The sequence below is a fragment of the Serratia sp. X10 genome, assembly GCF_017811775.1.
Taxonomy (GTDB): domain Bacteria; phylum Pseudomonadota; class Gammaproteobacteria; order Enterobacterales; family Enterobacteriaceae; genus Serratia; species Serratia ureilytica.
This window is the reverse complement of the sequence record NZ_JAEIOH010000002.1, coordinates 270,856-293,834: the sequence shown is the minus strand read 5'-3', so window position 1 is coordinate 293,834 and position 22,979 is coordinate 270,856. Positions and strand designations below refer to the sequence as shown.

Sequence of the window (22,979 nt, the reverse complement as noted above, 5' to 3'; positions counted from 1 at the left end):
CCGCAAGAGCGGCCTTATTGATTGACGAGGCTGTAATGAGAAGTCCATCTCCGGCGGTAACGCCCAAACGCCCGGCGCTGCTGAACTGGCTGTTATACAGCCCGCTGCACGCCGATGACGAGCCGTTTCAACGCCAGCTGCGTCTCACGCTGACGCCCTCTCCTCTCACCCCCTGGCTGAATGCCGCAGGGCCGGCCGCGCTGCTGGCGGGGTACGCCTGGCTGGTCCAGCGGCCGCTCGGCATCGGTTTGCTGCTGCTGCTGCTGTTGTTGACCGCCGGGCGAGCCTGGCTGGCGCGCCGGCGTCAACCGGCCTGGCCGAACGCCATGCTGGTGACGGTGCTACTGTGGGCGCTGCTGGTCGGCGCCAGCGCCGCTCTGGCGATGCTCTCAGGCCGCTTCGTCTTAATGCTGTTCGCCGGCCTGACGATCACCACCCTGGCCTGCTGGCTGATGCAGCGCCACGCCGCCGCCCCGCGCTTCGCGCTGCTTGAGGTGATCGCGCTGACGCTGCCTTATCTGCTGGCGGCGCCGCTGTCGCGCGTGCAAAACCTGTTTGTCCTGGCGGACCTCGCGCCGCTGTGGCTGGTGCTGGCCCACGGTATGATCGCGCGCTACCACCGCCAGCTGGTGCAGCATGTCACGCTGGCGTGGGAGAAGCAGCAGGCGTCGCACCGCGATCGCCTGACCGGCTTTCTCAACCGCGCAGGCGGCGAGGCGGTGATGCGCAGCATCTGCCGTCCCGGAACGACGCAGCCGATCTCCCACCTGTTCATTCTTGAATTCGGCCCGCTGGCGGCGCTCTACCAAAGCCACGGCGTCCAGATCGGCGACGACGTGCTGCGCACCGTCGGCGAGCGCCTCAAGACGCTGATCCGCCCCAGCGACTATATCTGCCGCTATACCGGCGGCCAGTTTCTGATTCTGGTGCACGATCTGCCCTACGGCGCGGAAAGCGAGTTTCTGGCGCGCATTGTGCCGCCGCTGGAGGCGCCCTACGATTTTGGCGCGTTCGGCGAGGTGAACATGCAGCTTAACGCCGGCATTGTGGCGCTGACGCAGGATTACGCGACGGTAGAGAGTTTGATGAGCTCGGCGCAGCAGGCACTGGCGGAAGCCAAAGGCGGGAAAAAGTAAAACAAAACGCGGCGGGAGCCCCCGCCGCGTGTCACTCACCGAAAATTACTTCACGTCCATCTTCGGGAATTCCATCTCGCTGTACTTTACGACACGGGTGCCTTGCGACAGCTTGTAACCAAACCAAATCAGCAGGAACAGCGGAATACCGATGTAGGTCGCGGTCACGCCGTACCAGTCGATCTTGTCTTGCAGGAAGGCCTGGTAGTTCTGCCCCAGGGTGATGATCAGACACAGCACGAAGGCGAAGATCGGCCCCAGCGGGAAGAAACCGGAACGGTACGGCAAATCGTTCAGATCGCGCCCCTGCAGCATGTAGCCGCGACGGAAACGGTAGTGGCTGATGGCGATGCCCAACCAGGCGATGAAACCGGTCATGCCCGAGGTGTTCAGCAGCCACAGGTAAACCGACTGGTTACCGAACATCGACGTCAGGAAGCACAGGCCGGCCACCACGCAGGTCGCGTACAGCGCGTTGCGCGGCACGCCGCCTTTCGACAGCTTGGCGAAGATGCGCGGCGCCTTGCCTTCCGAAGCCAGGGTGTACAGCATGCGGGTCGACGCATACATGCCCGAGTTACCGGCCGACAGCACCGCCGTCAGGATCACCGCGTTCATCACCGCCGCCGCCGACAGCAGACCGGCATGTTGGAACACCAGGGTGAACGGGCTGACGCTGATGTCTTTCACGTCGTTGCGCAGCAGGCTCGGATCGGTGTACGGAATGATCAGGCTGATGATCAGAATGGCGAAGATATAGAACAGCAGGATACGCCAAAACACCTGACGCACCGCGCGCGGGATGTTTTTACCCGGGTTTTCCGATTCGCCGGCCGCGATGCCGATAAGTTCGGTGCCCTGGAACGAGAAGCCGACGATCATGGCCACGCCGATCATCGCCGAGAAGCCACCGGCAAACGGCGCGTCTCCTATCGTCCAGTTCTGCCAGCCGGCATGCTCGCCGCCCTTCAGAATGCCGACGATCATCATCACGCCGACGGCGATGAAGATAATCACGGTGCTGACCTTGATCAGCGCGAACCAGTATTCCGCCTCGCCGAACCCTTTCACCGAAATGTAGTTCAGCAGGAACATCAGGCCGAGGAACAGCGCGCTCCAGATCCAACCCGGGGTGTCCGGGAACCAGTAACTCATCACCAACTGCGAGGCCACCAGGTCAACGGCGATGGTCACCGCCCAGTTGTACCAGTAGTTCCAGCCCAGCGCGAAGCCGAAGCCTTCTTCTACGTATTTGGCGCCGTAGGTGGAGAATGAACCGGAGACCGGCATAAAGGCCGCCAGTTCGCCCAGGCTGGTCATCAGGAAGTACACCATCAAACCGATCAGAGCGTAAGACAGCAGCGCCCCGCCGGGGCCTGCCTGAGAAACCGTGGCGCCCGAGGCGACGAAGAGGCCGGTGCCGATGGAGCCGCCGATGGCGATCATGGTCAAATGCCGAGCTTTCAATTCACGGCGCAATCCGGGTGCTTGCTGCCCCGATGTTTTTATATCCTGCTGAGCCATTCGTTCCCTATCTATCTGCTCTTCGAAAAATGAGGGCGGATTGTAACAAATACCCGCCGGTGAACTAGCAACATTGCACCGATATAAGATAGCTTCATAATTCAGAGGCAATTATTAGCTGCGGCCCTTATAGCCTTACTTACTCTCATTAATGTGAGCGCGCGCAGGTTTTTATGCTTTTCCCGGCCTGCGCGGCAGCAGAGGGCTTGACGTGCCGCCGGTTACAGCACGCAATAGCTGAGAAAACGTTGCAACGCGTTGGAGACGTGCTTTTGCCGATGGCGGATCAGGTACAGGGTGCGGCGCAGCGGCGGCAACGGCACCGGCAGTTCCACCAGCGCGCCGCTGGCCAGCTGTTCCGCCACCACCCGCCGCGACAGGCAGCTGATGCCGATGCCGTGCCGCACCGCATGCTTGATCGCCTCCGAGTTGCCCAGCTCCATCACTAGCTGGAAGTGCGGCAGATGCGCCAACAGCAGATGGTCCAACACCTCACGGGTGCCAGAACCGCGCTCGCGCAAGATCCACGGCGCATTGGCCAGCGCCTCCAGCGTCGGCGGTTGACGGGTCAGCGGGTTATCCGGCGCGGCGAACACCACCAGCTCGTCCTCCAGCCACGGCTGCGTCACCAGCTCCGGCATATGGCAAGGCCCTTCGATCAGCCCCAGATCGACGCGAAAATCCGCCACCGCCACGATCACGTCCTGGCTGTTGCCGACGTTCAACTCCAGCGGCGTGGCGGGAAAATCCCGGCGGTAGCGGGCGATCATCTCCGGCAGCATGTAGTTGCCGATGGTGCTGCTGGCGGCGATGCGCAACGCCCCGCCATCATGGCGAAACAGCTGCTCTATCTCCCCCGCCTGTTCCAACAGCGCCAGCGCCTTGGGATACAGCAACCGGCCGTGCTCGTTGATCACCAGCCGTTTGCCGACGCGATCGAACAGCTGCACGCCCAGCTGCCCCTCCAGATCCGCCAGCGCCGCGCTGACCGCCGACTGCGACAGCGCCAGCACCACCGAGGCCTGCGTGGTCGAACCGCTTTTCAGCACTTCGGTAAAGACTTCCAGTTGACGCAACGTGATATGCATAGCTGTCCCGGTATTGAAAGAAGGTTCTGCCAGAGAACCCAACATGGTGTGATGGGCAGCCCGGCCAGGCTACCCTGTTTGCGGCCAGATCGGCGCGCTATTTGCCCAACGCGACCAGCTGCGCCGCCGCGGCCAGCACCGGCTCTCGCGGCGTGCCGGTTTCGTCCCGCAGTATCAATTGCAGCATCGTCGCGAGATGGTCGCGGTCGATCGCCTTGTTTTCTTCAATCAACCGCCGCACCGCGCGGCCCACTTCCTGATCTACCTGCTCTCTGCGTTGATCGTCGGTATCCATCGCCTGCTCCTGTTAGTTGGAAAATTGACGGCGGGCTCGCCGCTCCTCCACACCCTAGCCGCAATGCGGCGTTATGCCAATGGCTGACCCCATACCACTTATTCAGATAGGTTATAAATATATAATCAATTTCTCTTTTATTCAGCCCAAACGTACTCTTGACCGCAAGAAACAGACTGAAGGACTGACTTTATATGGCGACTGATACCACTCACACTTACCCCGAGCGACGCTTCCCGCTGTTCGGCCTGCCGCGGCTGGTGCCGGGGCTGGCGCTGACCGGCGCGCTCACCGCGCTGGCCGTCTGGGCCGGCGACATTCCCTGGGTGGCGGAGCTGGGGCTGGGGGCGCTAACGCTGGCGATCCTGCTCGGCATTCTGGTGGGCAACACGCTGTACCCCCGCTGGCAAACCGTTTGTCACAGCGGCGTACAGCTGGCCAAACAGCGCCTGCTGCGTCTGGGCATTATCCTTTACGGCTTCCGGCTGACCTTTCAGCAGATCGCCGACGTGGGCGCCAGCGGCATCATCATCGATGCGCTGACCCTGATCACCACTTTCCTGCTGGCCTGCTGGCTCGGCAAGAAAGTGTTCGGCATCGACAGCCAAACCGCGATACTGATCGGCGCCGGCAGCAGCATTTGCGGCGCGGCGGCGGTGATGGCCACCGAGCCGGTGCTGAAGGCCGACTCCAGCAAAGTGGCGGTGGCGGTTTCGACCGTGGTGGTGTTCGGCACCCTGGCGATCTTCGCCTATCCGTGGCTGTATCAGTTGAATGAACACTTCCAGTGGCTGCCGTTCAGCCAGGAAACCTTCGGCATCTACGCCGGCTCCACCATCCACGAAGTGGCTCAGGTGGTCGCCGCCGGGCACGCCATCGGGCCTGACGCCGAAAATGCGGCGGTGATCGCCAAGATGATCCGCGTGATGATGCTGGCGCCGTTCCTGCTGCTGCTGTCGGGCTACATCAGCCGCGGCAGCGCAGGCAAGGCGGAAAAATCCGCCATCACCATTCCATGGTTCGCCGTACTGTTTATCGCCGTCGCCGGGCTGAACTCCTTCAACCTGCTGCCGGCCACGCTGGTGCGGCACCTGATCACCGCCGACACCTGGATGCTGGCGATGGCGATGGCGGCGCTGGGGCTGACCACCCACATCAGCGCCGTGCGCCAGGCCGGGATGAAACCGATTCTGCTGGCGACGCTGCTGTTCGTCTGGCTGCTGGTCGGCGGCGGCGCGATAAACCAACTGGTGCAACACCTGCTGTAATCTCCCTCGGCGCCCCGCTTCGGCGGGCCGCCGCTTTTCACCATTCAATCCGCCCGCCATCAATGCCATAATGTCACCGATAACACAGGAGAATGAAGATGAAGTTTGTCGGTGCACATGTCAGCGCGTCAGGCGGCGTGGATCAGGCGGTTATCCGCGCGCACGAATTGGAGGCGACCGCGTTCGCCCTGTTCACCAAAAATCAGCGTCAATGGAAGGCCGCCCCACTGGCCGCCGACGTGATCGATAAGTTCAAGAGCGCCTGCGCCCAGTACGGTTACGGGCCGGGGCAAATCCTGCCGCACGACAGCTACCTGATCAATCTGGGGCACCCGGTAGCCGACGCGTTGGAAAAATCGCGCGAGGCGTTTATCGACGAGCTGCAGCGCTGCGAACAGCTGGGGCTGACGCTGCTGAACTTCCACCCCGGCAGCCACCTGCTGCAAATCGACGAAGATAAGTGCCTGGCGCGCATCGCCGAATCGATCAACATCGCGCTGGATCAAACCGCCGGCGTGACGGCCGTGATCGAGAACACCGCCGGCCAGGGCAGCAATCTGGGCTTCAAATTCGAGCACCTGGCGGCGATCATCGACGGCGTCGAAGACAAAAGCCGCGTCGGCGTTTGCATCGACACCTGCCACGCCTTCGCCGCCGGCTACGATCTGCGCACCGAAGAAGAGTGCGAGCGCACCTTCAAGCAGTTGGGCGACATCGTCGGTTTCAACTACCTGCGCGGCATGCACCTGAACGACGCCAAGAGCGAGTTCAACAGCCGCGTCGACCGCCATCACAGCCTGGGGGAAGGCAACATCGGCAAAACGGTGTTCAGCTACATCATGCGCGATCCGCGTTTCGACAATATCCCGCTGATTCTGGAAACGGTAAATCCGGATATCTGGGCCGAAGAGATCGCCTGGCTGAAGGCGCAGCAGTAACGCGGCGCCCAAACGACAAAACCGGAGCCTGGGCTCCGGTTTTTTTATGGCTGGATCGCCGTTACGCCACGCTGGCCGCCGGTACTTCAGCACGTTTCAGCAGGGCATAAGCCACCCCGGCCAACAGCGTGCCGGCGGCGATCGCCACCAGGTACAGCAGCACCGGCGAAATCGCGCCCGGGATCAGCAGCACGAACAAGCCGCCGTGCGGCGCCATCAGCTTGGCGCCGAAGGCCATCGACAGCGCGCCGGTCAGCGCCCCGCCGGCGATGCAGCACGGCAACACGCGCATCGGATCGCGGGCGGCGAACGGAATCGCCCCTTCGGTGATGAAGCACAGCCCCAGCACCAACGCCGCCTTGCCGCCTTCCTGTTCGGATTTCGGGAACTTGCGGCGCGCCAGCAGCGTCGCCAGGCCCATCGCCAGCGGTGGCACCATGCCCGCCGCCATGATGGCCGCCATCGGCGCATACACCGAGGAGCTGAGCAGCGCCACGCCGAACGCGTAGGCCGCTTTGTTCACCGGGCCACCCATGTCGGTACACATCATGCCGCCCAGGATCGCCCCCAGCAGCACGGCGTTGGCGGTGCCCAGAGACTGCAGCCAATGGGTCAGGCCTTCCATGATTTTCGCCACCGGCGTGCCAACCACGTAAATCATGATGAGGCCGGTGATCAGGCTGGCCACCAGCGGAATGATCAAGATGGGCTTCAGCGCTTCCATACTTTGCGGCAGGCGCAGCTTGCTGCTGATCGCCCTGGCGACATAACCTGCCAGGAAACCGGCGATGATGCCGCCAAGGAACCCGGCGCCGGTGCTCACCGCCAGCATGCCGCCGATCAGGCCCGGCGTCAGGCCCGGACGATCCGCGATGGAGAAGGCGATGAAACCGGCCAACACCGGCACCATCAGCGCGAAGGCGGAGCCGCCGCCGATCTGCATCAGCGCCGCCGCCAGGGTGCCCTTGACCTCAAACGCCTTGATGCCGAACACGAAAGACAGCGCGATGCACAAACCGCCCGCCACCACCATCGGCAGCATGTAGGACACGCCGGTCAGCAGGTGGCGATACGGGCCGTTGCCCTCTTTCTTCTTCGCCGTCGGCGCCGCGCCGCCGCGCTGCTGTGGCTGGAATACTTCGGCTTCGGCCAGCGCTTTATCCAGTTCCTGCGCGGTTTTCTTCAATGCCAGACCGGTGGAAGTACGATACATCGGCTTACCGGCAAACTTGTCCAGATCCACTTCGATGTCCGCCGCGACGATCACCAGATCCGCCGCCGCCACTTCTTCCGGGGTGATGGCGTTGCCGGCGCCGACGGAGCCGCGCGTTTCCACTTTCACCCACCAGCCGCGCTTCTTCGCTTCGCTTTCAATGGCTTCGGCCGCCATAAAGGTGTGCGCCACGCCGGTTGGGCAAGCGGTGATCGCCACGATGCGTTTTTGTCCATCGGCTTTCACCGCAGCCGTCGCCTGCGGCGCCTGATAGGTTTCAGCTTCGGCCTGGGCGCGCGCCAGAAACGCGTCCGGTTCACGCACCGCCTGTTCTACCTCGCCCACATAGATCAATTTGCCGTTCAGTGCGGCGTCAGCAGGCGCAGCCTGCCCCGCCACCACCACCAGTTCGGCGTCCTGCAGCGACTCGACCAGCGTCAGGCCGGCTTTGGCCGCGGCGGCCTCCAGCATGCGTTTCGCCAGGTGGCCACGGGCCTGTCCCTGCGAACTGTCTACCATCAGCAGCGTTTTCATTCTGCCTCCTGCTATTGATTGAAAGGTTTCAGATCGACGCGCGCCATCATCGCGGCCAACTGGGGACGATCGGTCACGCCGACGTTGCTCTGGCTGACCGCCAGCGCCGCTACCGCCGTAGCCAGACGCAGGGTGTGTTCGCTGGATTCGCGCATCAGCAGGCCATAAATCAGGCCGCCGACCATCGAATCGCCGGCGCCCACGGTGCTGACCACCTCACAGGACGGCGGTTTGGCGATCCAGGCGCCGGATGCGTTAACCCACAGCGCGCCTTCCGCGCCGAGGGAGATGACCACGTGGGCGATGCCCTGTTCGCGCAGCGCATGCGCGGCCTCGACCACGTCCGCCAGCGTCGGCAGCGGTCGACCGGCCCAGATTTCCAGCTCGCGGCGGTTCGGTTTGACCAGCCACGGCGAGGCCTTCAGCCCGGCGACCAGCGCTTCGCGGCTGCTGTCGAAAATGATGCACGGGCACTTGGCGCGCAGTTGGGTCATCCAGTCGGTGAACGCGTCGGGATCGACGCCGGCCGGCAGGCTGCCGCTCACCGCCACCATGTCAAACTGGCCCAGCCAGCTCAGCGAGTCGCTGACGAAGCGATCCCAGTCCTGCGGCGTCACTTCGAAGCCGGAGAAGTTGAAATCGGTCACTTCGCCGTCTTTTTCCGTCAGCTTGACGTTGATGCGGGTGCGCCCCGGCACCACCTGAAAGCGGTTGGCGATCCCCAGATCGCTGAACAGCAGCTGGAAACCGTCCTGATTATCTTTGCCCAGGAAGCCGCCGACGGTGACGTCGATGCCTAAATCTTTCAACACCTTGGCGACGTTGATGCCCTTACCGGCGGCGTGCAGGCCGGCGGTTTTTACCCGGTTGACTTCCCCGCGTTCAATCTGCGGGCAGAAACCCACCAGATCGTACGCCGGGTTCAGGGTGATTGTTGCTACTCTTCTGCTCATGCTGCGCCCTCGCCCAGTCCTTCATTAATCGCTTCGCCAATCGCCTTCAGCGCGGCTTCAGCATCTTCTCCATTGGCGGTAAAGCGCAGGTGATGCCCTTTCTTCACGCCCAACGCCACCACCTTCATCAGGCTGCGCCCGTTGGCCGGCTTGCCGCTGCCGTCCAGGTTGGTGACGGTGATGTCACTGTTGAAACTTTTGATCACGTTGACCAGCGCCGTGCCCGGCCGCGCGTGCAGACCGTGCTCGTTGCGGATCACGAATTCGGCGCTCAGCACGCTGCTCTCTTCCGCCACGTCGCTGGTCAGCAGCGCCAGCACGCCGGTGGCATCCGCCTTCAGCAAGCGTTCAGCTTTGTTGGCCAGCAGCAGATCGCTGAGGTAGTTGAGCACCGCCAGCGGCTGCGCGTCGGCGACCGACACCGTCAGCAGCAGCGCCACCGGCTCGCCGTCTTCCACAAAAGCCTGCGCCGGGCGGCTGACGGTGGCCGCGCTGGCCAGGTTGCCTTCAACGCTGTCGCTCAGCCAAATGCCCTGCCCCAGATTCAGCGGCTTGCGGGTGATGGCATCGCTGACGAACTGCGCGTTGACCGCCCCGACTTTTTGCAGCCGGCCGGCGTTCAGCGCCTGCAGCGTCATCAGGCTGTCGGCGGCGACATCGAGCGCAATCAGCGAAACGTCGAACTGGAATTCGGCGCTCTGCCGTTCGCCCATCAACAGGCTGCGCAGCTCTTCCGCGGAGGTGGTTTTCGCCAGCCGCTCCGCCACGCTGTCATCGCTCAGCACGTGGGTGAGCTGACGCAGCAGCGCCAAATGCTCGTCGGAACGGGCGGCGATGCCGATCGCCACATAGGCGGTCTGGCCCTCCCCCCACGCGATGCCCTGCGGGAACTGGAACACCTGCACGCCGGTTTTCAACACCAGATCGCGGGTATCGGTGGTGCCGTGCGGAATGGCGATGCCGTTGCCCAGGTAGGTGGACGTCTGCAGTTCGCGCTGCAGCATGCCGTCCACATAACCGGCGCTAACGCAGCCGGCTTCGGTCAGCGCGGCGGCCACCTGACGGATGGCCTGCTGCTTATCGGCGGCAGCGGCGCCCAGATGAATGTCTTGCGGTGACAACTGGAACATGATTCTCCTCTCCTGCTGAATTGAATCGTTTCAGCTTCATTGAGAAAAAGGAGCGTTACCCGCTGCCCACAAGCGGTCGGATAACGCTGAAACGTTTCAAGGAGTGTGTAAGCAGCGCAAGATGAAAGCAAGCTTTCTCCCTTTCGCCATTGCAGATTTTTGAGCTTACGCACACTTTCATCGGCGCATTGGTCAGCGCCGGGGCAAAATGACATACTGTGCTGAAACTTTGCTGACGGAGAAAAGCATGAATGTAGTGACGGGCGTCGGGGTGATCATCGTGAACCCGCAAGGCGAGATTTTGCTGGGCAAACGCTGCGGCTCCCACGCGCCCTTTTGGTCGATCCCCGGCGGGCATCTGGATGCCGGTGAAACCTTCGAGCAGTGCGCCCAGCGCGAAATTGCCGAAGAAACCGGGTTGATCATCGATCCGCCGCGCTTCGTTGGCGTCAGCAACAATCTGCAAACCTGGCGCGCCGAAGGCAAACACACGGTGTCCATCTGTCTGCAGGTGGCGCATCCCGGCGGCGAAGCCGAGCTGAAAGAACCCGAAAAATGCGCCGAATGGCGCTGGTGCGCGCCAGACTCTCTGCCGGAACCCCATTTCGAAGCCAGCCGCACGGCGATCCGCCTGTGGCTGAGCGGCCAAACCTACTTGCCAACGGCCTGAGCCCTTCGCGAGCGCGCGGCGTTCGCGTTCCCTGCCTCACAGCCCCACCGCTATATAAAATAGAATATAACGCTATTTTTTGCGATATACGCCATTTTTTTGACTACGGATAACCCCATGGGGTTAACCCTCTTCTATCATTACCCCTGCAATCGACGTGGCATTCTGACCTCCGGTCGGCGGCCTTTTGGCAAGATTTTATTTTAAATTCATAATTATAAGCGGGTTTACCATGAGCAAAAAACTGACTGGCTTTGAAAAAAAGCGCCGGTGGGGATGGCTATGGCTTTTGCTGCTGGGGATTATCCTCGGCGCGGCGCTGTTGGCCGGGACCGCCACCGTCTTCCATAAAACCAGCGATACCGCCTTCTGCGTTTCCTGCCACACCATGCAACAACCGCTGGCCGAATATCAGGGCAGCGTCCACTTCCAAAACACCAAGGGTATCCGCGCCGAGTGCGCCGACTGCCACGTGCCGCACCAGCCGATCGATTACCTGTGGACCAAGATCCGCGCGGTAAAAGACATCTACGGCGAGATGGTCGGCACCATCGATACGCCGGAAAAATATGAAGCGCACAAGCTGGCGATGGCGCAGTCGGTCTGGAAAACGCTGAAAGAGAACGATTCGGCCACCTGCCGCTCCTGCCACAGCTACGACGCCATGGACATCACCGCCCAGCGTCCCGAAGCGCGCCTGCAGCACCCGGTGGCGATCAAACAGGGCGAAACCTGCATCGACTGCCATAAAGGCGTGGCCCACATCCTGCCGGACATGAGCGGCGAAACCCAGGCCGGCGCCGCCGAGCTGGCCAAGACCGCAGCGCTGACCGCACCGGGCGCTACCACCCTCTACACCATCGCCACCGAACCGTTCTTCCTCAACGCAGACGACAGCCATAATGCCGGCAACCTGATGCCGTCCACCGAAGTGCAGGTGGTGAAACAGGATGGCGACAAGGTGCTGGCCACCGTGAGCGGCTGGCAGCAAGACGGGGTCAGCGAAGTGTTCTACGCCGCGCAGGGCAAGCGCATCCTCAGCGTGCTGCTGGGTGAAGACGCGCGCAAACAGCTGAAGACCGCGTCCACCCAGACCGATGCGGAAACCGGCCTGGTCTGGCATCAGGTCTCTCTGCAGGTGTGGCTGCCGCGCAAGCAGCTGATCGACGATCAGCAAAAAATCTGGCGCTACGCCGCGGACATGATGTCGGCCAACTGCACCGGCTGCCACGGGCTGACCGCGCTCGATCGCTTCAACGCCAACCAATGGATCGGCGTCATCAAAGGCATGGCGCCGCGTACCTCGCTGACGCAGGAACAGCTGCGCGTGCTGACACAATACGTACAAAAACACGCCAGCGACATGCCACCTGCCGCACCGGCCAAGCTTTAAGGGAGAAGCGCAATGAGCAACCAAAAACCGTTAACCATGAGCCGCCGCCGCTTCCTGACCGGCGCCGCCGCGCTGACCGCCGCCCCGCTGCTGGCGGGATTATGGCCCAAAGCGGCGCTGGCGCAGGCCATCAGCGAAGCGCTGCCGCAGTTCATCGTCTTGCGTCAGGCGCAGAAAGGCATCCTGACCGGCGCCCACTGGGGCGCGTTTGAAGCCATCGTGCAGGACGGCAAGATGGTCGGCGTGCAGCCGGTGCAGGACGATCCGTATCCCAATGAGCTGATCACCATGGCGCCTTATCAGGTGCACGCCGAGAACCGCATCAAATACCCGATGGTGCGCAAAAGCTGGCTGGAAGGCGGCCCCGGCAGCCGCACCGAGCTGCGCGGCCGCGACGAGTGGGTGCGCGTCAGCTGGGACAAAGCGACCGAGCTGGTGTGCAATGAGATCACCCGCCTGCAAAAAGATCACGGCCCGCAATCGATCTACGCCGGTTCCTACGGCTGGAAAAGCGTCGGCATGCTGCACAACAGCCGCACGCTGCTGCAGCGCCTGATGAACCTGACCGGCGGCTTCCTCGGCTACGCCGGCGACTACTCCACCGGCGCGGCACAGGTGATCATGTCGCACGTGGTCGGCTCGATGGAGGTCTACGAACAGCAGACCGCCTGGCCGAACGTGATCGAGAACAGCGAGCTGGTGATCCTGTGGGGCTGCAACCCGATGGTCACGCTGAAAAACAGCTGGAACGTGCCGGATCACGTCGGCCAGACCGGCTTCGAGGCGCTGAAGAAAAAAGGCACCCGGGTGATCAGCATCGATCCGGTACACAACGACAGCGCCAAGTTCGTCAATGCGCAGTGGATCGCCCCGCACCCTTACACCGACGGCGCCATGCTGATCGGCATCGCCCATACGCTGCTGACCGAGAAGCTGCATAACCCGGACTTCCTGAAAACCTATACCGTCGGCTTCGACAAGTTCCAGGCCTACCTGCTGGGTGAGAACGACGGCGTGGCGAAAACCGCCGAATGGGCGGCCGACATCAGCGGCGTCGATGCCGACACGCTGCGCGCGCTGGCGCGCGAGATGGCGAAACATCGCACCATGATCATGGGCGGCTGGGGCATTCAGCGCCAGCATCACGGCGAACAGCAGCACTGGCTGCTGGTGACGGTGGCGGCGATGCTCGGCCAGATCGGCCTGCCGGGCGGCGGCTTCGGCTTCAGCTACCACTATTCGTCCGGCGGCAGCCCGACCGCCAAGGGCGGCATCATCGCCGGCATCTCCGCCGGCAACGCGCCGAAGAACTCACCGGCGCCGATCCCGGTGGCGCGCATCGCCGAATGCCTGAGCAATCCGGGCAAAACCATCGACTTCAACGGCGCCAAGGTCACCTACCCCGAGGTGAAAATGGTGTATGTGGCGGGCGGCAACACCTTCCACCAGCATCAAGACACCAATAACCTGGTCAAAGCCTGGCAGCGGCCGGACACCATCGTGGTCAACGAACCTTACTGGACCGCCACCGCCAAGCATGCCGATATCGTCCTGCCGGCCACCACCAGCTACGAGCGCAACGATCTGGAAATGGGCGGCGACTATTCGCAGCTCTACGTGTTCCCAATGCATCAATGCGTGCCGCCGCAGCACGAGTCGCGCAGCGACTTCGACATCTTCTCGGCGATGGCGGCCAAGCTGGGCGTGCAGGAGGCCTTTACCGAGGGCAAGGATGAAACCCAGTGGCTGAAAGGCATGTACGACGACATGAAAAACCAGGCGCGCGCCGCGCGGGTGGCGCTGCCGCCGTTCGACATGTTCTGGCGATCCAATAACTACGTGCGTTTCCCGGTGCCGGAGGCCAATAAGCAGTGGGTGCGCTTCGCCGATTACCGCGAAAACCCGCTGCTGAACCCGCTGGGCACGCCGTCGGGCAAGATCGAAATCTACTCCGACGCCATCGCCAAAATGCATTATGAGGATTGCCCGGGTATCCCGACCTGGATGCCGCCGCACGAGTGGTATCGCGGGCCGGAAGCGGCCAAGTATCCGCTGTCGCTCAATACCGCGCACCCGACCAACCGGCTGCACTCCCAGCTCGACAATACGCCGCTGCGCAAGAAATACGCGGTGGCGGATCGTGAAGCGATCCTGATCCACCCGCAGGACGCGCAGCCGCGCGGCATCACCGGCGGCGATCTGGTGCGGGCGTTTAACGATCGCGGCCAGATCCTGGTGGGGGCGGTGGTCAGCGAAGACGTGCGGCCTGGCGTGGTGCGCATCAGCGAAGGCGCCTGGTTCGATCCGGCCGATCCGGCGCAGCCCGGCTCGCTGTGCAAGAACGGCAACGTCAACTGCCTGACCTTCGACATCGGTTCCTCCAGCCTGGCGCAGGGCAACTGCGGGCAGATGGCGCAGCTGCAGATCGAGAAGTATCAGGGGCCGGCGCTGAAAAATACCGCGCACGCCGTGCCGCAAGGCGCCTGATCCCGCGGTAAACAGAGGGCGCAACGCGCAATGCCGGTCAGTTAAACCTGACCGGCATTTTTTTATCCAGTCTCTGTACGTGCCGTGCAAAAGGAATGGCCTTAAATATCCGCTAGTTCTCTGCGACCGCCATGAACGGCACCTGGAGAGACAGCCACAACGCCGTTCCCCCACACCATCCGGGTCGGCTGCGGTAGCGGAAATCTGGAACTACCATGCGGTGTTTTACGCCGCGCTGGCGATGGCGGCAGGCGCGACGCTGTGTCTGTGGCGGTTGAAAGACGCTTAGGGCGCGGTGTCCGCTTCCAGCCTGGCGAGATAGATCAGCGCCTGATCGCGGTGATCGTGGCACATGTCGCGGCTCGGCTGCAGGCTGCCGCACACCTTCGGCCGCAGCGGCGAATGAAACAGGCCGCAGCGCAGCTGTTCATCCAAATGAATGCAGCGGGTATTGGCGGGCTTGCCGTTCGGCATGCCGGGGATCGGGCTGGATATTGACGGCGCGATACAGCAGGCGCCGCAGTCGCTGCGACAGTCCATCAGCGCTACTCCTGGTGGGCTGGGGAAAAGAAGCGCGACAATAGCAGCCGCGTGCGGCGGCCGCCAGCAGAATCCCTGCGCCTTGGCGATCTTTACACTCGTCCCGCAACCGTCTTGCCCCGCCTGATTCGCCGCCTGGCGAATAAACGCCCAAAAAGCCGCAATTCAAGGACAAAAACGCGTGAAGCGTGCAATTACCACGCTTTACATGCGCCATGCACCCATGTACCATTGAGCTAGTACAAAAGAACCTCTTCCATCAGGAGCGCACATGTCTACGGACACCATCGAGAAGCTAGCCCGCCCTTCCGTTCTCGGCGGCGCGATGATCATTGCCGGTACCGCCGTAGGCGCCGGCATGTTTTCCATCCCGATCGTCACTTCCGGTGTCTGGTTCAGCGGCTCCGTCGCGCTGCTGGTGTATACCTGGGCCTGCATGTTGCTTTCCGGCCTGATGATCCTCGAAGCCACGCTGCACTATCCGAGCGGCGCCAGCTTCAACACCATGGTCAAGGATCTGCTGGGCAAAGGCTGGAACGCCGTGAACGGTCTGTCGGTGGCGTTCGTGCTGTATATCCTGACCTACGCCTATATTTCCGCGGGCGGTTCGATCATCGCGCACACGCTGGAGGGCATCGTCGGCGTCGGCCAGACCACCGCCGGCCTGGTGTTCGCGCTGGTCGTGGCGTTTATCGTCTGGCTCTCCACCCGCGCGGTCGACCGCCTGAGCACCATTCTGATCGGCGGCATGGTGATCACCTTCGTGATGTCGGTGGGCGACATGTTCACCCACGTGCAGCCTGCGGTGCTGTTCAACACCGGTGATGACCAGGCCAGCTATCTGCCTTACGCCCTGGCGGCGTTGCCTTACCTGCTGACCTCGTTCGGCTACCACGGCAACATTCCCGGGCTGGTGAAGTACTACCACAAGGACAGCGGCTCCGTGGTGCGCAGCCTGGTGTACGGCACCCTGTTGGCATTGGCTATCTACATCCTGTGGCAGTATGTGATTCAGGGCAATATCGCGCGCGACGCCTTTAAGCAGGTGATCGCCGAGGGCGGCAATATCGGCAGCCTGCTCAAGCAAATGGGCAACGTCTCCAGCAGCCAGACCGTCAGCCAACTGCTGAACGCCTTCTCCTATATGGCGCTGGCCAGCTCGTTCCTCGGCGTGTCGCTGGGCCTGTTCGATTATCTGGCGGACTTCTGCAAGTTCAAGGACGACGCCGTCGGGCGCAGCAAGACCGCGCTGGTGACCTTCGTGCCGCCGACCCTGGCCGCGCTGCTGTTCCCGAACGGCTTCCTGTACGCCATCGGCTTCGCCGGGCTGGCGGCCACCATCTGGGCGGTGATCGTGCCGGCGCTGATGGCGCGCGCCAGCCGCCGCCGCTACCCGCAGGCCGGTTATCGCGCACCGGGCGGCCATGCCGTGATCCTGTTCGTCATCCTGTTTGGACTGATCAACGCCGCCGCACATATTCTGTCGCTGTTCGGCCTGCTGCCGGTCTTCCGGTAATCCCCGACGGGAGGGCTGCCGCCCTCCCTTTCCCGCACTGTTTTTGCGCCGGGCTCTTGCCTGAAATCGGCGGCGCGAGTACCTTGTCGCAACTTCTCTAATACTCTTCATTGCGGATGAATTGAAATGGCAAGAGCTAACGAAATTAAACGCGGCATGGCGATCAGCTACAACGGCAAGCTGCTGCTGGTAAAAGATATCGACGTGCAGAGCCCGAGCGCCCGCGGCGCCAGCACCCTGTACAAAATGCGCTTCTCCGACGTGCGCACCGGCCTGAAAGTGGAAGAACGCTTCAAGGGCGACGATATCCTGGACACCATTTCCCTGTCGCGCCGCAAGGTGAACTTCTCCTATATCGACGGCGAAGAATACGTGTTTATGGATGACGAAGATTACACGCCGTACATCTTCAAGAAAGACCAGATCGAAGACGAACTGCTGTTCATTCCGGAAGGCGGCCTGCCGGGCATGCAGGTGCTGACGTTGGATGGCCAGGTGCTGGCGCTGGAGCTGCCGCAGACCGTGGATATGGAAATCGTCGAGACCGCGCCGGGCATCAAAGGCGCTTCCGCCAGCGCCCGCAACAAGCCGGCCACCATGGCGACCGGTCTGGTGATCCATGTGCCGGAATACCTCAGCGCCGGCGACAAGATCCGCATTCATATCGCCGAACGCCGCTACATGAGCCGCGCCGACTAGTCGCGTCAGCGGGGCCGATACTCGGCCCCGTTTCATTTTCCGCTACGGCAATTCCGGGAAAAAGCGCCGCTTGAGCGCCAGCTCGACGCCGCGCAGCTCCGCCAGCCCTTTCAACCGCCCGATGGCCGAATAGCCCGGATTGGTTTTCTTTTTCAAATCGTCCAGCATCTGATGCCCATGATCGGGGCGCATCGGGATCGGCCGCCGATCGCCCGCCCGCTGCCGACGCAGTTCTTCGGTCAGGATCGCTTCGATCACCGCCACCATGTCCACATCGCCCTGCAGATGCGCCCCCTCGTGGAAGCTTTTCGGGTTTTCCTCGCGGCAGGTGGCGCGTAAGTGGGTAAAGTGAATGCGATCGCCGAAGGTTTCAATCATCCGCACCAGATCGTTGTCGGCGCGCACGCCGTAGGAACCGGTGCACATGGTGAAGCCGTTATGAATGCTGTCGACGGTCTGCTTCAGCCACTGCATGTCTTCGATCGTGGAGACGATGCGCGGCAGGCCGAGGATCGGCCGCGGCGGATCGTCGGGATGCACCGCCAGCCGGATGCCGGCCTCTTCCGCCACCGGCACGATGGCGCGCAGAAAGACCGCCATGTTTTCGCGCAGTTGCGCCTTGTCGATGCCGTCGTATTCCGCCAGGCGGCGGCGGAACTGCTCCAACGTATAGCCTTCTTCCGCCCCCGGCAGCCCGGCGATGATGTTGCCCGTCAGCGTGGCTTTCTCCTCCTCGCTCATGGCGGCGAAATAGGCTGCCGCCTGACTGCGCTCTTGCGCCGTATAGTCCGCCTCGGCGCCGGCGCGTTGCAGGATATGCAGCTCGAACGCGGCGAAGGCGATGTGATCGAAACGCAGCGCTTTGGCGCCGTCCGGCAGCGAATAGGCCAGATCGGTGCGCGTCCAGTCGAGGATCGGCATGAAGTTGTAGCAGACGGTGTCGATGCCGCAGGCCGCGAGGTTGCGCAGCGTCTGTTGATAGTTGGCGATATGCCGCCGCCAATCGCCGCTGTGGGTTTTGATCTCTTCATGTACCGGCACGCTCTCCACCACCGACCACACCAGCCCTTTTTCCGCCAGCAGCGCCTGCCGCGCGCGGATCTCGTCGATCGGCCAGACTTCGCCGTTCGCAATATGGTGCAGCGCCGTGACCACCCCGGTCGCCCCGGCCTGACGCACGTCATCCAAAGAGACCGGATCGTTCGGGCCATACCAACGCCATGTTTGTTCCATGTTGTGTCCTTATGTCTGTCTCGCATCGCGATGTTGTTATACCAGTTTAATTTAGATATCAGCTAGCTTTAACTTACTCTTTCGCCGCACGCTGTCAAAATTGAACCGTCCATGGGTTGATCCGCTTCACGATTCTGGCTTATTTTGGCCTGACCAATTCCCTTAACCTGCCGACAACTTTAGACTGATGGCAGTTTTTTATCGCCGGCGCCCCGCTGTCCATGCGTCGGCAAACTGGTCCGCTAACTTGACGCAAGTGGCCCGCCAGCTGTCTACTCGCTTTGGAGATGAGATGAATACGATCGCCAACACCCCGCTGCCGGGCGCCGTCCGGCAACCGAATTATGATCGCCGGGCCCTGCGCAGCCGCATCGTGCACCTGGGTTTCGGCGCATTCCACCGTGCGCATCAGGCGCTGCTGACCGATCGGGTGTTGAACGCCCAGGGCGGCGACTGGGGCATTTGCGAGGTCAGCCTGTCCGGCGGCGTGCCGCTGTTTCAGGCGCTGCGGCAACAGGATCATTTATACAGCGTGCTGGAGAAAGGCGCGGACGGCCATCAGGCCCTGGTGATCGGCGCAGTGCATGAGAGCGTGCACCGCAAGCTGGAGGGCATTGCCGCGGTGTTGGAGAAGCTGGCCGAGCCGCAGGTGGCGATCGTCTCGATGACCATTACCGAAAAGGGCTACTGCATCGAACCCGGCAGCGGGCGGCTGGATCGGCGGCATCCGGGGATCGTCGCCGATCTGGCGGCGCCGCATCAGCCGCAGACCGCACCCGGCATTTTGGTGGAGGCGCTGCGGCTACGGCGTGAACGCGAGCTGCCCGCCTTCACCCTGCTCTCCTGCGACAATATTCCGGAGAACGGCCACGTGCTGCGCCGGGCGGTGCTCGATTTGGCGCAGGCGCGGGATCCGTCGCTCGCCGACTGGATCGCCTCCGCCGCCACCTTCCCCTGCACCATGGTCGATCGCATCGTGCCGGCCGCCACGCCGGCCACGCTGGATGAGATCGCCGCCGCGCTGGGCGGCGTACGTGACGAATGCGCCATCGCCTGCGAGCCCTTCATTCAATGGGTCGTGGAAGACAATTTCGCCGCCGGACGCCCGGCGTGGGAGCTGGCCGGCGCCCAGTTGGTCCGCGATGTGCTGCCGTTTGAGCATATGAAGCTGCGCATGCTGAACGGCAGCCACTCGTTCCTGGCATATCTCGGTTACCTGGGCGGCTACCGCTATATCAACGAGTGCATGACGGACGAGCACTACCGCCGCGCCGCACAGCGGCTGATGCTGCGCGAGCAGGCCCCGACCCTGAGCGTCACCGGCATCAGTCTGCCCGACTACGCCGCGCAGCTTATCGCGCGCTTCAGCAATCCGGCGCTGCAACACCTCACCTGGCAGATCGCCATGGACGGCACGCAAAAGCTGCCGCAGCGCCTGCTGGACGCCGTGCGCTGGCATCTGCGGCACGGCGGCGACTATAGCGGGCTGGCGCTGGGCGTGGCGGGCTGGATGCGGTACGTCGGCGGTGTCGATGACGCCGGCCAGCCCATCGACATTCGCGATCCGCTGGCAGATGTCCTGCAACAAACGATCGCCGCCACTCCGGACGATCGGCGGCGCGTAACGGCGCTCCTGGCGCTGAAATCGGTGTTTGGCGAACAGTTGGCGACGCATGCCGCGTTTACCGAGGCGGTGACGCAAGCCTATTTGTCACTGCGCGATCGCGGTGCGCGTGAAACGGTGAAGGAGTGGGTGGAGCGGTGAAGTGCCCGCAGGCTGAGAATAACCATGCCGGCGTAACGTTACGCCGGCATGGCGGAACGACTTAACGATAAACGACCGTCATAACAGCAAGTTTTTTCTGTTGGTCTACCCACTTCATTTCGGTTGTGCCAAGATTCAGCGGAAGTTCTTTGCGTGTAGTATCAAAACCTGACAACGCTTGCTGGGCCTGATAATGCTGGCCGTTGCGGTAACATTGCGTATTCGCCTTAGAATCTGCAATCTTGACCGTGCAAGGACTTTCAACGATAGAGCCGACGAAGCGAATTACCCCGCCGGCCACTCCTGCCTGACTCACTGCCGTCCATGAAAACAACATTCCTACGATCAAAAATAACCGAAAGGTATTCATGGCAACCTCATTTTTAGTTAAGCCAATTTAACCATAGAGGATCTTGTTCGGAATAATCGCAAGGAAAGGGACGGGATTTGATCGTTAATCGCGTCATTAACAATGTAAAAACAAGCTACTAACAAAAGTTAACCGCATCTAATACAGGGTTTTATCTAAGAATTTTCTTGCCAAGAAAGGTGGATTTTGCCGGTTGAAAAGCGCATCGTGGCGTGCAAAATTTGCGAGGTAGAGCACAAATTAAATCGCACTCGCCGCCGCGACCGCGCAGAGTCGCTCATTTATAAGGCAGGTTGATTTTTGCACCCAGGAATGATTAATGACTAAAACCAATCTGATTACCGGCTTCCTCGGCAGCGGTAAAACCACCGCCATCCGCCATTTGCTGGCCCATAAACCCGAGCATGAACGCTGGGCGGTACTGGTCAACGAATTCGGCGAGATCGGCATCGACGGCGCGCTGCTGGCGGACAGCGGCGCGGTGCTCAAAGAGATCCCCGGCGGCTGCATGTGCTGCGTCAACGGCCTGCCGATGCAGGTGGGTCTGAATATGCTGTTGCAGCAGGCCAAACCGGACCGGCTGCTGATCGAGCCGACCGGACTCGGGCATCCGAAGCAAATCCTGTCGCTGCTGACCCAGGAGAGCTATGCCGGCTGGATCGATCTGCAGGCCACGCTGTGCCTGCTGGATGCCCGTCAACTCAGTCAGCCCCGCTACCGCGACAACGAAAACTTCCGCGATCAGCTGGCCGCGGCCGACGTTATCCTGGCCAGCAAAAGCGATACCTATCGGCCGGAAGACAGACGGGCGCTGGAAGCCTGGACGGCGCAAGATCCGCTGCAGCGTCCCTGCTACGCCATCGCGCAAGGCGAGGCGGATGTCGCGCTGTTGTCACTTCCTCGCACAAATCGTACAGAATTGCCGGACGCACGACATCATCATGGTCAGGCGAAAACGCAAGGACTGGCGGCGTTGCGGCTGCCGGAGAACGCGCGTTGGCGGCGAGCGCTGAACGAAGGGCAAGGCTTCACCAGCTGCGGCTGGATTTTTGACGGCGACACCCGGTTCGATACCGTCGGCTTTATGGAATGGGTGCGGCTGGCGCCGGTCGAACGTGCCAAAGGCGTGGTGCGCATCCCCGAAGGCACGTTGCTGATCAATCGCCAGGGCCAGGATCTCAACATCGAAACCCGCCCGAACGCGCCGCTCGACAGCCGGGTTGAACTGATCCACAGCGAAAATGCCGACTGGAACGCCCTGCAATCCGCCTTGTTTAAGATTCGTTTAAGTTAAACCCCGTACCGTTGCCCCCCGGTTGCCGCAGGGCGGCCGGTTTTGTTTCGTTTTCATTTTTCCAACAGGTTTATGTCATGACACGCCGCAATTTACCCTTCATTCTCTTCTTCAACTTACTGGGCGTTGCGCTGTTTCTGTCCTGGTTCCTGCCGGCCAATCACGGCGGCTGGTTTACCCTGGATTCGGCGATCTTCTTCTTCTTTAACCGCCATCTGGCCACCGACCCGGCATTTTTGCATCTGGTCGCCATCACCAATAACCGCGCGTTCGATGTGATTTCGCTGCTCGCCATGGGCCTGCTGTATTTGTACTTCTACCTGAAGCAGGACGCCGCCGGCCGCCGCCGTCTGGTGATCACCGGCGTGGTGATGCTGCTGACCGCCGTGGTGCTGAATCAGCTTGGCCACCTGCTGCCGGTGAAGCATCCGAGCCCCACCCTGACCTTCGACAATATCAATCGCGTCAGCGCATTGACCGGCATCCCCACCAAGGACGCCTCCGGCGACAGCTTCCCCGGCGACCACGGCATGATGCTGATTATTTTTTCCTGCTTTATGCTGCGCTATTTCGGCCGCGGCGCCTTTGCCGTCGCCCTGCTGATTACGCTGATCTTTTCATTGCCGCGCGTGATGATTGGCGCCCACTGGTTTACCGATATCGCCGTAGGCTCGCTGTCCGTGGTCTTGGTTGGCGCCAGTTGGGTGCTGATGACGCCTTGCAGCGACTGGATTATCGAACGGTTGAATCGCCTGTTGCCCGGCAAGCACCGCCCCGGCCAACCATAACTTACGTCTATAAGTCATTCCGGGAGGCGCCCGCCTCCCGCATTTTATCCCCTCGCGATGCGCAAAATTTCTCTGCCTCCCGTTAACGCTTTTGCAACCTGATTTCACGCCAGATTCATACATCGGACAATTGGCGTTTTTTATA

At 62.0% G+C, this 22,979-nt stretch carries 20 protein-coding genes; 11 read left to right on the top strand and 9 right to left on the bottom strand.

Annotated features, from left to right (window positions below; translation table 11 throughout):
• The first annotated feature begins 35 nt into the window (after positions 1-35).
• Positions 36-1,136: a GGDEF domain-containing protein gene (locus tag J9788_RS06870; RefSeq protein WP_046896367.1), complete on the top strand. Its 1,101-nt coding sequence runs from the start codon at positions 36-38 to the stop codon at positions 1,134-1,136.
• Between the two features lie 45 nt (positions 1,137-1,181).
• Here J9788_RS06870 and J9788_RS06865 read toward each other — a convergent pair whose 3' ends face one another.
• The 3 genes from J9788_RS06865 to J9788_RS06855 form a co-directional block, all read right to left on the bottom strand.
• Positions 1,182-2,660, bottom strand: a complete 1,479-nt coding sequence (locus J9788_RS06865) for an amino acid permease (RefSeq protein ID WP_033643798.1) — start codon at positions 2,658-2,660, stop codon at positions 1,182-1,184.
• A 221-nt stretch (positions 2,661-2,881) separates the two neighbouring features.
• Complete coding sequence (gene yieE, locus J9788_RS06860; RefSeq protein WP_021505917.1) at positions 2,882-3,748, bottom strand: DNA-binding transcriptional regulator YeiE; 867 nt, start codon at positions 3,746-3,748, stop codon at positions 2,882-2,884.
• Positions 3,749-3,845: 97 nt separating this feature from the next.
• On the bottom strand, positions 3,846-4,043 hold the full coding sequence (locus tag J9788_RS06855; RefSeq protein ID WP_046896366.1) for a hypothetical protein: 198 nt from the start codon (positions 4,041-4,043) through the stop codon (positions 3,846-3,848).
• A gap of 194 nt (positions 4,044-4,237) precedes the next feature.
• Here J9788_RS06855 and J9788_RS06850 point away from each other — a divergent pair, with 194 nt between their 5' ends.
• Together J9788_RS06850 and nfo are read left to right on the top strand one after the other, a co-directional pair.
• On the top strand, positions 4,238-5,311 hold the full coding sequence (locus tag J9788_RS06850) for a YeiH family putative sulfate export transporter (RefSeq protein ID WP_033652542.1): 1,074 nt from the start codon (positions 4,238-4,240) through the stop codon (positions 5,309-5,311).
• Positions 5,312-5,409: 98 nt separating this feature from the next.
• A complete protein-coding gene (nfo, locus tag J9788_RS06845) occupies positions 5,410-6,249 on the top strand; it encodes a deoxyribonuclease IV (protein WP_046896365.1) in 840 nt (279 codons plus the stop codon).
• A 61-nt stretch (positions 6,250-6,310) separates the two neighbouring features.
• On the opposite strand, the gene fruA is transcribed toward nfo, so the two are convergent.
• Genes fruA through fruB form a run of 3 tightly spaced genes read right to left on the bottom strand, consistent with a single transcriptional unit; the run spans position 6,311 to position 10,079 of the window.
• Positions 6,311-7,996, bottom strand: coding sequence for a PTS fructose transporter subunit IIBC (gene fruA / locus J9788_RS06840; RefSeq protein WP_182264143.1), 1,686 nt, complete (start codon positions 7,994-7,996; stop codon positions 6,311-6,313).
• A gap of 11 nt (positions 7,997-8,007) precedes the next feature.
• Positions 8,008-8,949 carry a 1-phosphofructokinase gene (gene fruK / locus J9788_RS06835; RefSeq protein ID WP_015378523.1) on the bottom strand — a complete coding sequence of 314 codons (942 nt, stop codon included), beginning with the start codon at positions 8,947-8,949 and terminating at the stop codon, positions 8,008-8,010.
• On the bottom strand, positions 8,946-10,079 hold the full coding sequence (fruB, locus tag J9788_RS06830; RefSeq protein WP_046896363.1) for a fused PTS fructose transporter subunit IIA/HPr protein: 1,134 nt from the start codon (positions 10,077-10,079) through the stop codon (positions 8,946-8,948). Before fruB ends, fruK begins: the two co-directional genes overlap by 4 nt.
• Positions 10,080-10,326: 247 nt before the next feature.
• On the opposite strand from fruB, the gene J9788_RS06825 reads away from it, so the two are divergent.
• The 3 genes from J9788_RS06825 (at position 10,327) to torA (ending at position 14,629) form a co-directional block, all read left to right on the top strand.
• Positions 10,327-10,749: an NUDIX hydrolase gene (locus J9788_RS06825; RefSeq protein ID WP_033652539.1), complete on the top strand. Its 423-nt coding sequence runs from the start codon at positions 10,327-10,329 to the stop codon at positions 10,747-10,749.
• Between the two features lie 232 nt (positions 10,750-10,981).
• A complete protein-coding gene (locus J9788_RS06820; protein ID WP_182264142.1) occupies positions 10,982-12,142 on the top strand; it encodes a NapC/NirT family cytochrome c in 1,161 nt (386 codons plus the stop codon).
• A gap of 12 nt (positions 12,143-12,154) precedes the next feature.
• Positions 12,155-14,629 carry a trimethylamine-N-oxide reductase TorA gene (gene torA / locus J9788_RS06815; RefSeq protein ID WP_182264141.1) on the top strand — a complete coding sequence of 825 codons (2,475 nt, stop codon included), beginning with the start codon at positions 12,155-12,157 and terminating at the stop codon, positions 14,627-14,629.
• Between the two features lie 285 nt (positions 14,630-14,914).
• Here the strand turns inward: torA and J9788_RS06810 are convergent, their stop codons facing one another.
• Positions 14,915-15,169, bottom strand: a complete 255-nt coding sequence (locus J9788_RS06810) for a YkgJ family cysteine cluster protein (RefSeq protein WP_019453627.1) — start codon at positions 15,167-15,169, stop codon at positions 14,915-14,917.
• Between the two features lie 271 nt (positions 15,170-15,440).
• Between J9788_RS06810 and mtr the strand changes: the two genes are divergently transcribed.
• Both mtr and yeiP read left to right on the top strand, forming a co-directional pair.
• Complete coding sequence (gene mtr / locus J9788_RS06805; protein WP_182264140.1) at positions 15,441-16,685, top strand: tryptophan permease; 1,245 nt, start codon at positions 15,441-15,443, stop codon at positions 16,683-16,685.
• 126 nt (positions 16,686-16,811) lie between these two features.
• Positions 16,812-17,384 (top strand): elongation factor P-like protein YeiP, encoded by a 573-nt coding sequence (gene yeiP, locus J9788_RS06800; RefSeq protein WP_004935725.1) that lies wholly within the window; start codon positions 16,812-16,814, stop codon positions 17,382-17,384.
• Positions 17,385-17,426: 42 nt separating this feature from the next.
• Here yeiP and uxuA read toward each other — a convergent pair whose 3' ends face one another.
• Positions 17,427-18,617 (bottom strand): mannonate dehydratase, encoded by a 1,191-nt coding sequence (gene uxuA / locus J9788_RS06795; RefSeq protein WP_046896359.1) that lies wholly within the window; start codon positions 18,615-18,617, stop codon positions 17,427-17,429.
• A 292-nt stretch (positions 18,618-18,909) separates the two neighbouring features.
• On the opposite strand from uxuA, the gene J9788_RS06790 reads away from it, so the two are divergent.
• Complete coding sequence (locus tag J9788_RS06790) at positions 18,910-20,382, top strand: mannitol dehydrogenase family protein (protein ID WP_182264139.1); 1,473 nt, start codon at positions 18,910-18,912, stop codon at positions 20,380-20,382.
• 61 nt (positions 20,383-20,443) lie between these two features.
• On the opposite strand, the gene J9788_RS06785 is transcribed toward J9788_RS06790, so the two are convergent.
• Complete coding sequence (locus J9788_RS06785) at positions 20,444-20,752, bottom strand: type 1 fimbrial protein (protein WP_004935734.1); 309 nt, start codon at positions 20,750-20,752, stop codon at positions 20,444-20,446.
• Positions 20,753-21,071: 319 nt separating this feature from the next.
• Between J9788_RS06785 and J9788_RS06780 the strand changes: the two genes are divergently transcribed.
• Both J9788_RS06780 and J9788_RS06775 read left to right on the top strand, forming a co-directional pair.
• Positions 21,072-22,046 (top strand): GTP-binding protein, encoded by a 975-nt coding sequence (locus J9788_RS06780; RefSeq protein WP_046896357.1) that lies wholly within the window; start codon positions 21,072-21,074, stop codon positions 22,044-22,046.
• Between the two features lie 77 nt (positions 22,047-22,123).
• Positions 22,124-22,834: a phosphatase PAP2 family protein gene (locus J9788_RS06775; RefSeq protein WP_033643814.1), complete on the top strand. Its 711-nt coding sequence runs from the start codon at positions 22,124-22,126 to the stop codon at positions 22,832-22,834.
• The last annotated feature ends 145 nt before the right edge of the window (positions 22,835-22,979 follow it).

Coding starts and splice junctions, on each gene's coding strand:
- J9788_RS06870 (WP_046896367.1), top strand. CDS start 36: ATGAGAAGTCCATCTCCGGCGGTAACGCCCAAACGCCCGGCGCTGCTG.
- J9788_RS06865 (WP_033643798.1), bottom strand. CDS start 2,660: ATGGCTCAGCAGGATATAAAAACATCGGGGCAGCAAGCACCCGGATTG.
- yieE (WP_021505917.1), bottom strand. CDS start 3,748: ATGCATATCACGTTGCGTCAACTGGAAGTCTTTACCGAAGTGCTGAAA.
- J9788_RS06855 (WP_046896366.1), bottom strand. CDS start 4,043: ATGGATACCGACGATCAACGCAGAGAGCAGGTAGATCAGGAAGTGGGC.
- J9788_RS06850 (WP_033652542.1), top strand. CDS start 4,238: ATGGCGACTGATACCACTCACACTTACCCCGAGCGACGCTTCCCGCTG.
- nfo (WP_046896365.1), top strand. CDS start 5,410: ATGAAGTTTGTCGGTGCACATGTCAGCGCGTCAGGCGGCGTGGATCAG.
- fruA (WP_182264143.1), bottom strand. CDS start 7,996: ATGAAAACGCTGCTGATGGTAGACAGTTCGCAGGGACAGGCCCGTGGC.
- fruK (WP_015378523.1), bottom strand. CDS start 8,949: ATGAGCAGAAGAGTAGCAACAATCACCCTGAACCCGGCGTACGATCTG.
- fruB (WP_046896363.1), bottom strand. CDS start 10,079: ATGTTCCAGTTGTCACCGCAAGACATTCATCTGGGCGCCGCTGCCGCC.
- J9788_RS06825 (WP_033652539.1), top strand. CDS start 10,327: ATGAATGTAGTGACGGGCGTCGGGGTGATCATCGTGAACCCGCAAGGC.
- J9788_RS06820 (WP_182264142.1), top strand. CDS start 10,982: ATGAGCAAAAAACTGACTGGCTTTGAAAAAAAGCGCCGGTGGGGATGG.
- torA (WP_182264141.1), top strand. CDS start 12,155: ATGAGCAACCAAAAACCGTTAACCATGAGCCGCCGCCGCTTCCTGACC.
- J9788_RS06810 (WP_019453627.1), bottom strand. CDS start 15,169: ATGGACTGTCGCAGCGACTGCGGCGCCTGCTGTATCGCGCCGTCAATA.
- mtr (WP_182264140.1), top strand. CDS start 15,441: ATGTCTACGGACACCATCGAGAAGCTAGCCCGCCCTTCCGTTCTCGGC.
- yeiP (WP_004935725.1), top strand. CDS start 16,812: ATGGCAAGAGCTAACGAAATTAAACGCGGCATGGCGATCAGCTACAAC.
- uxuA (WP_046896359.1), bottom strand. CDS start 18,617: ATGGAACAAACATGGCGTTGGTATGGCCCGAACGATCCGGTCTCTTTG.
- J9788_RS06790 (WP_182264139.1), top strand. CDS start 18,910: ATGAATACGATCGCCAACACCCCGCTGCCGGGCGCCGTCCGGCAACCG.
- J9788_RS06785 (WP_004935734.1), bottom strand. CDS start 20,752: ATGAATACCTTTCGGTTATTTTTGATCGTAGGAATGTTGTTTTCATGG.
- J9788_RS06780 (WP_046896357.1), top strand. CDS start 21,072: ATGACTAAAACCAATCTGATTACCGGCTTCCTCGGCAGCGGTAAAACC.
- J9788_RS06775 (WP_033643814.1), top strand. CDS start 22,124: ATGACACGCCGCAATTTACCCTTCATTCTCTTCTTCAACTTACTGGGC.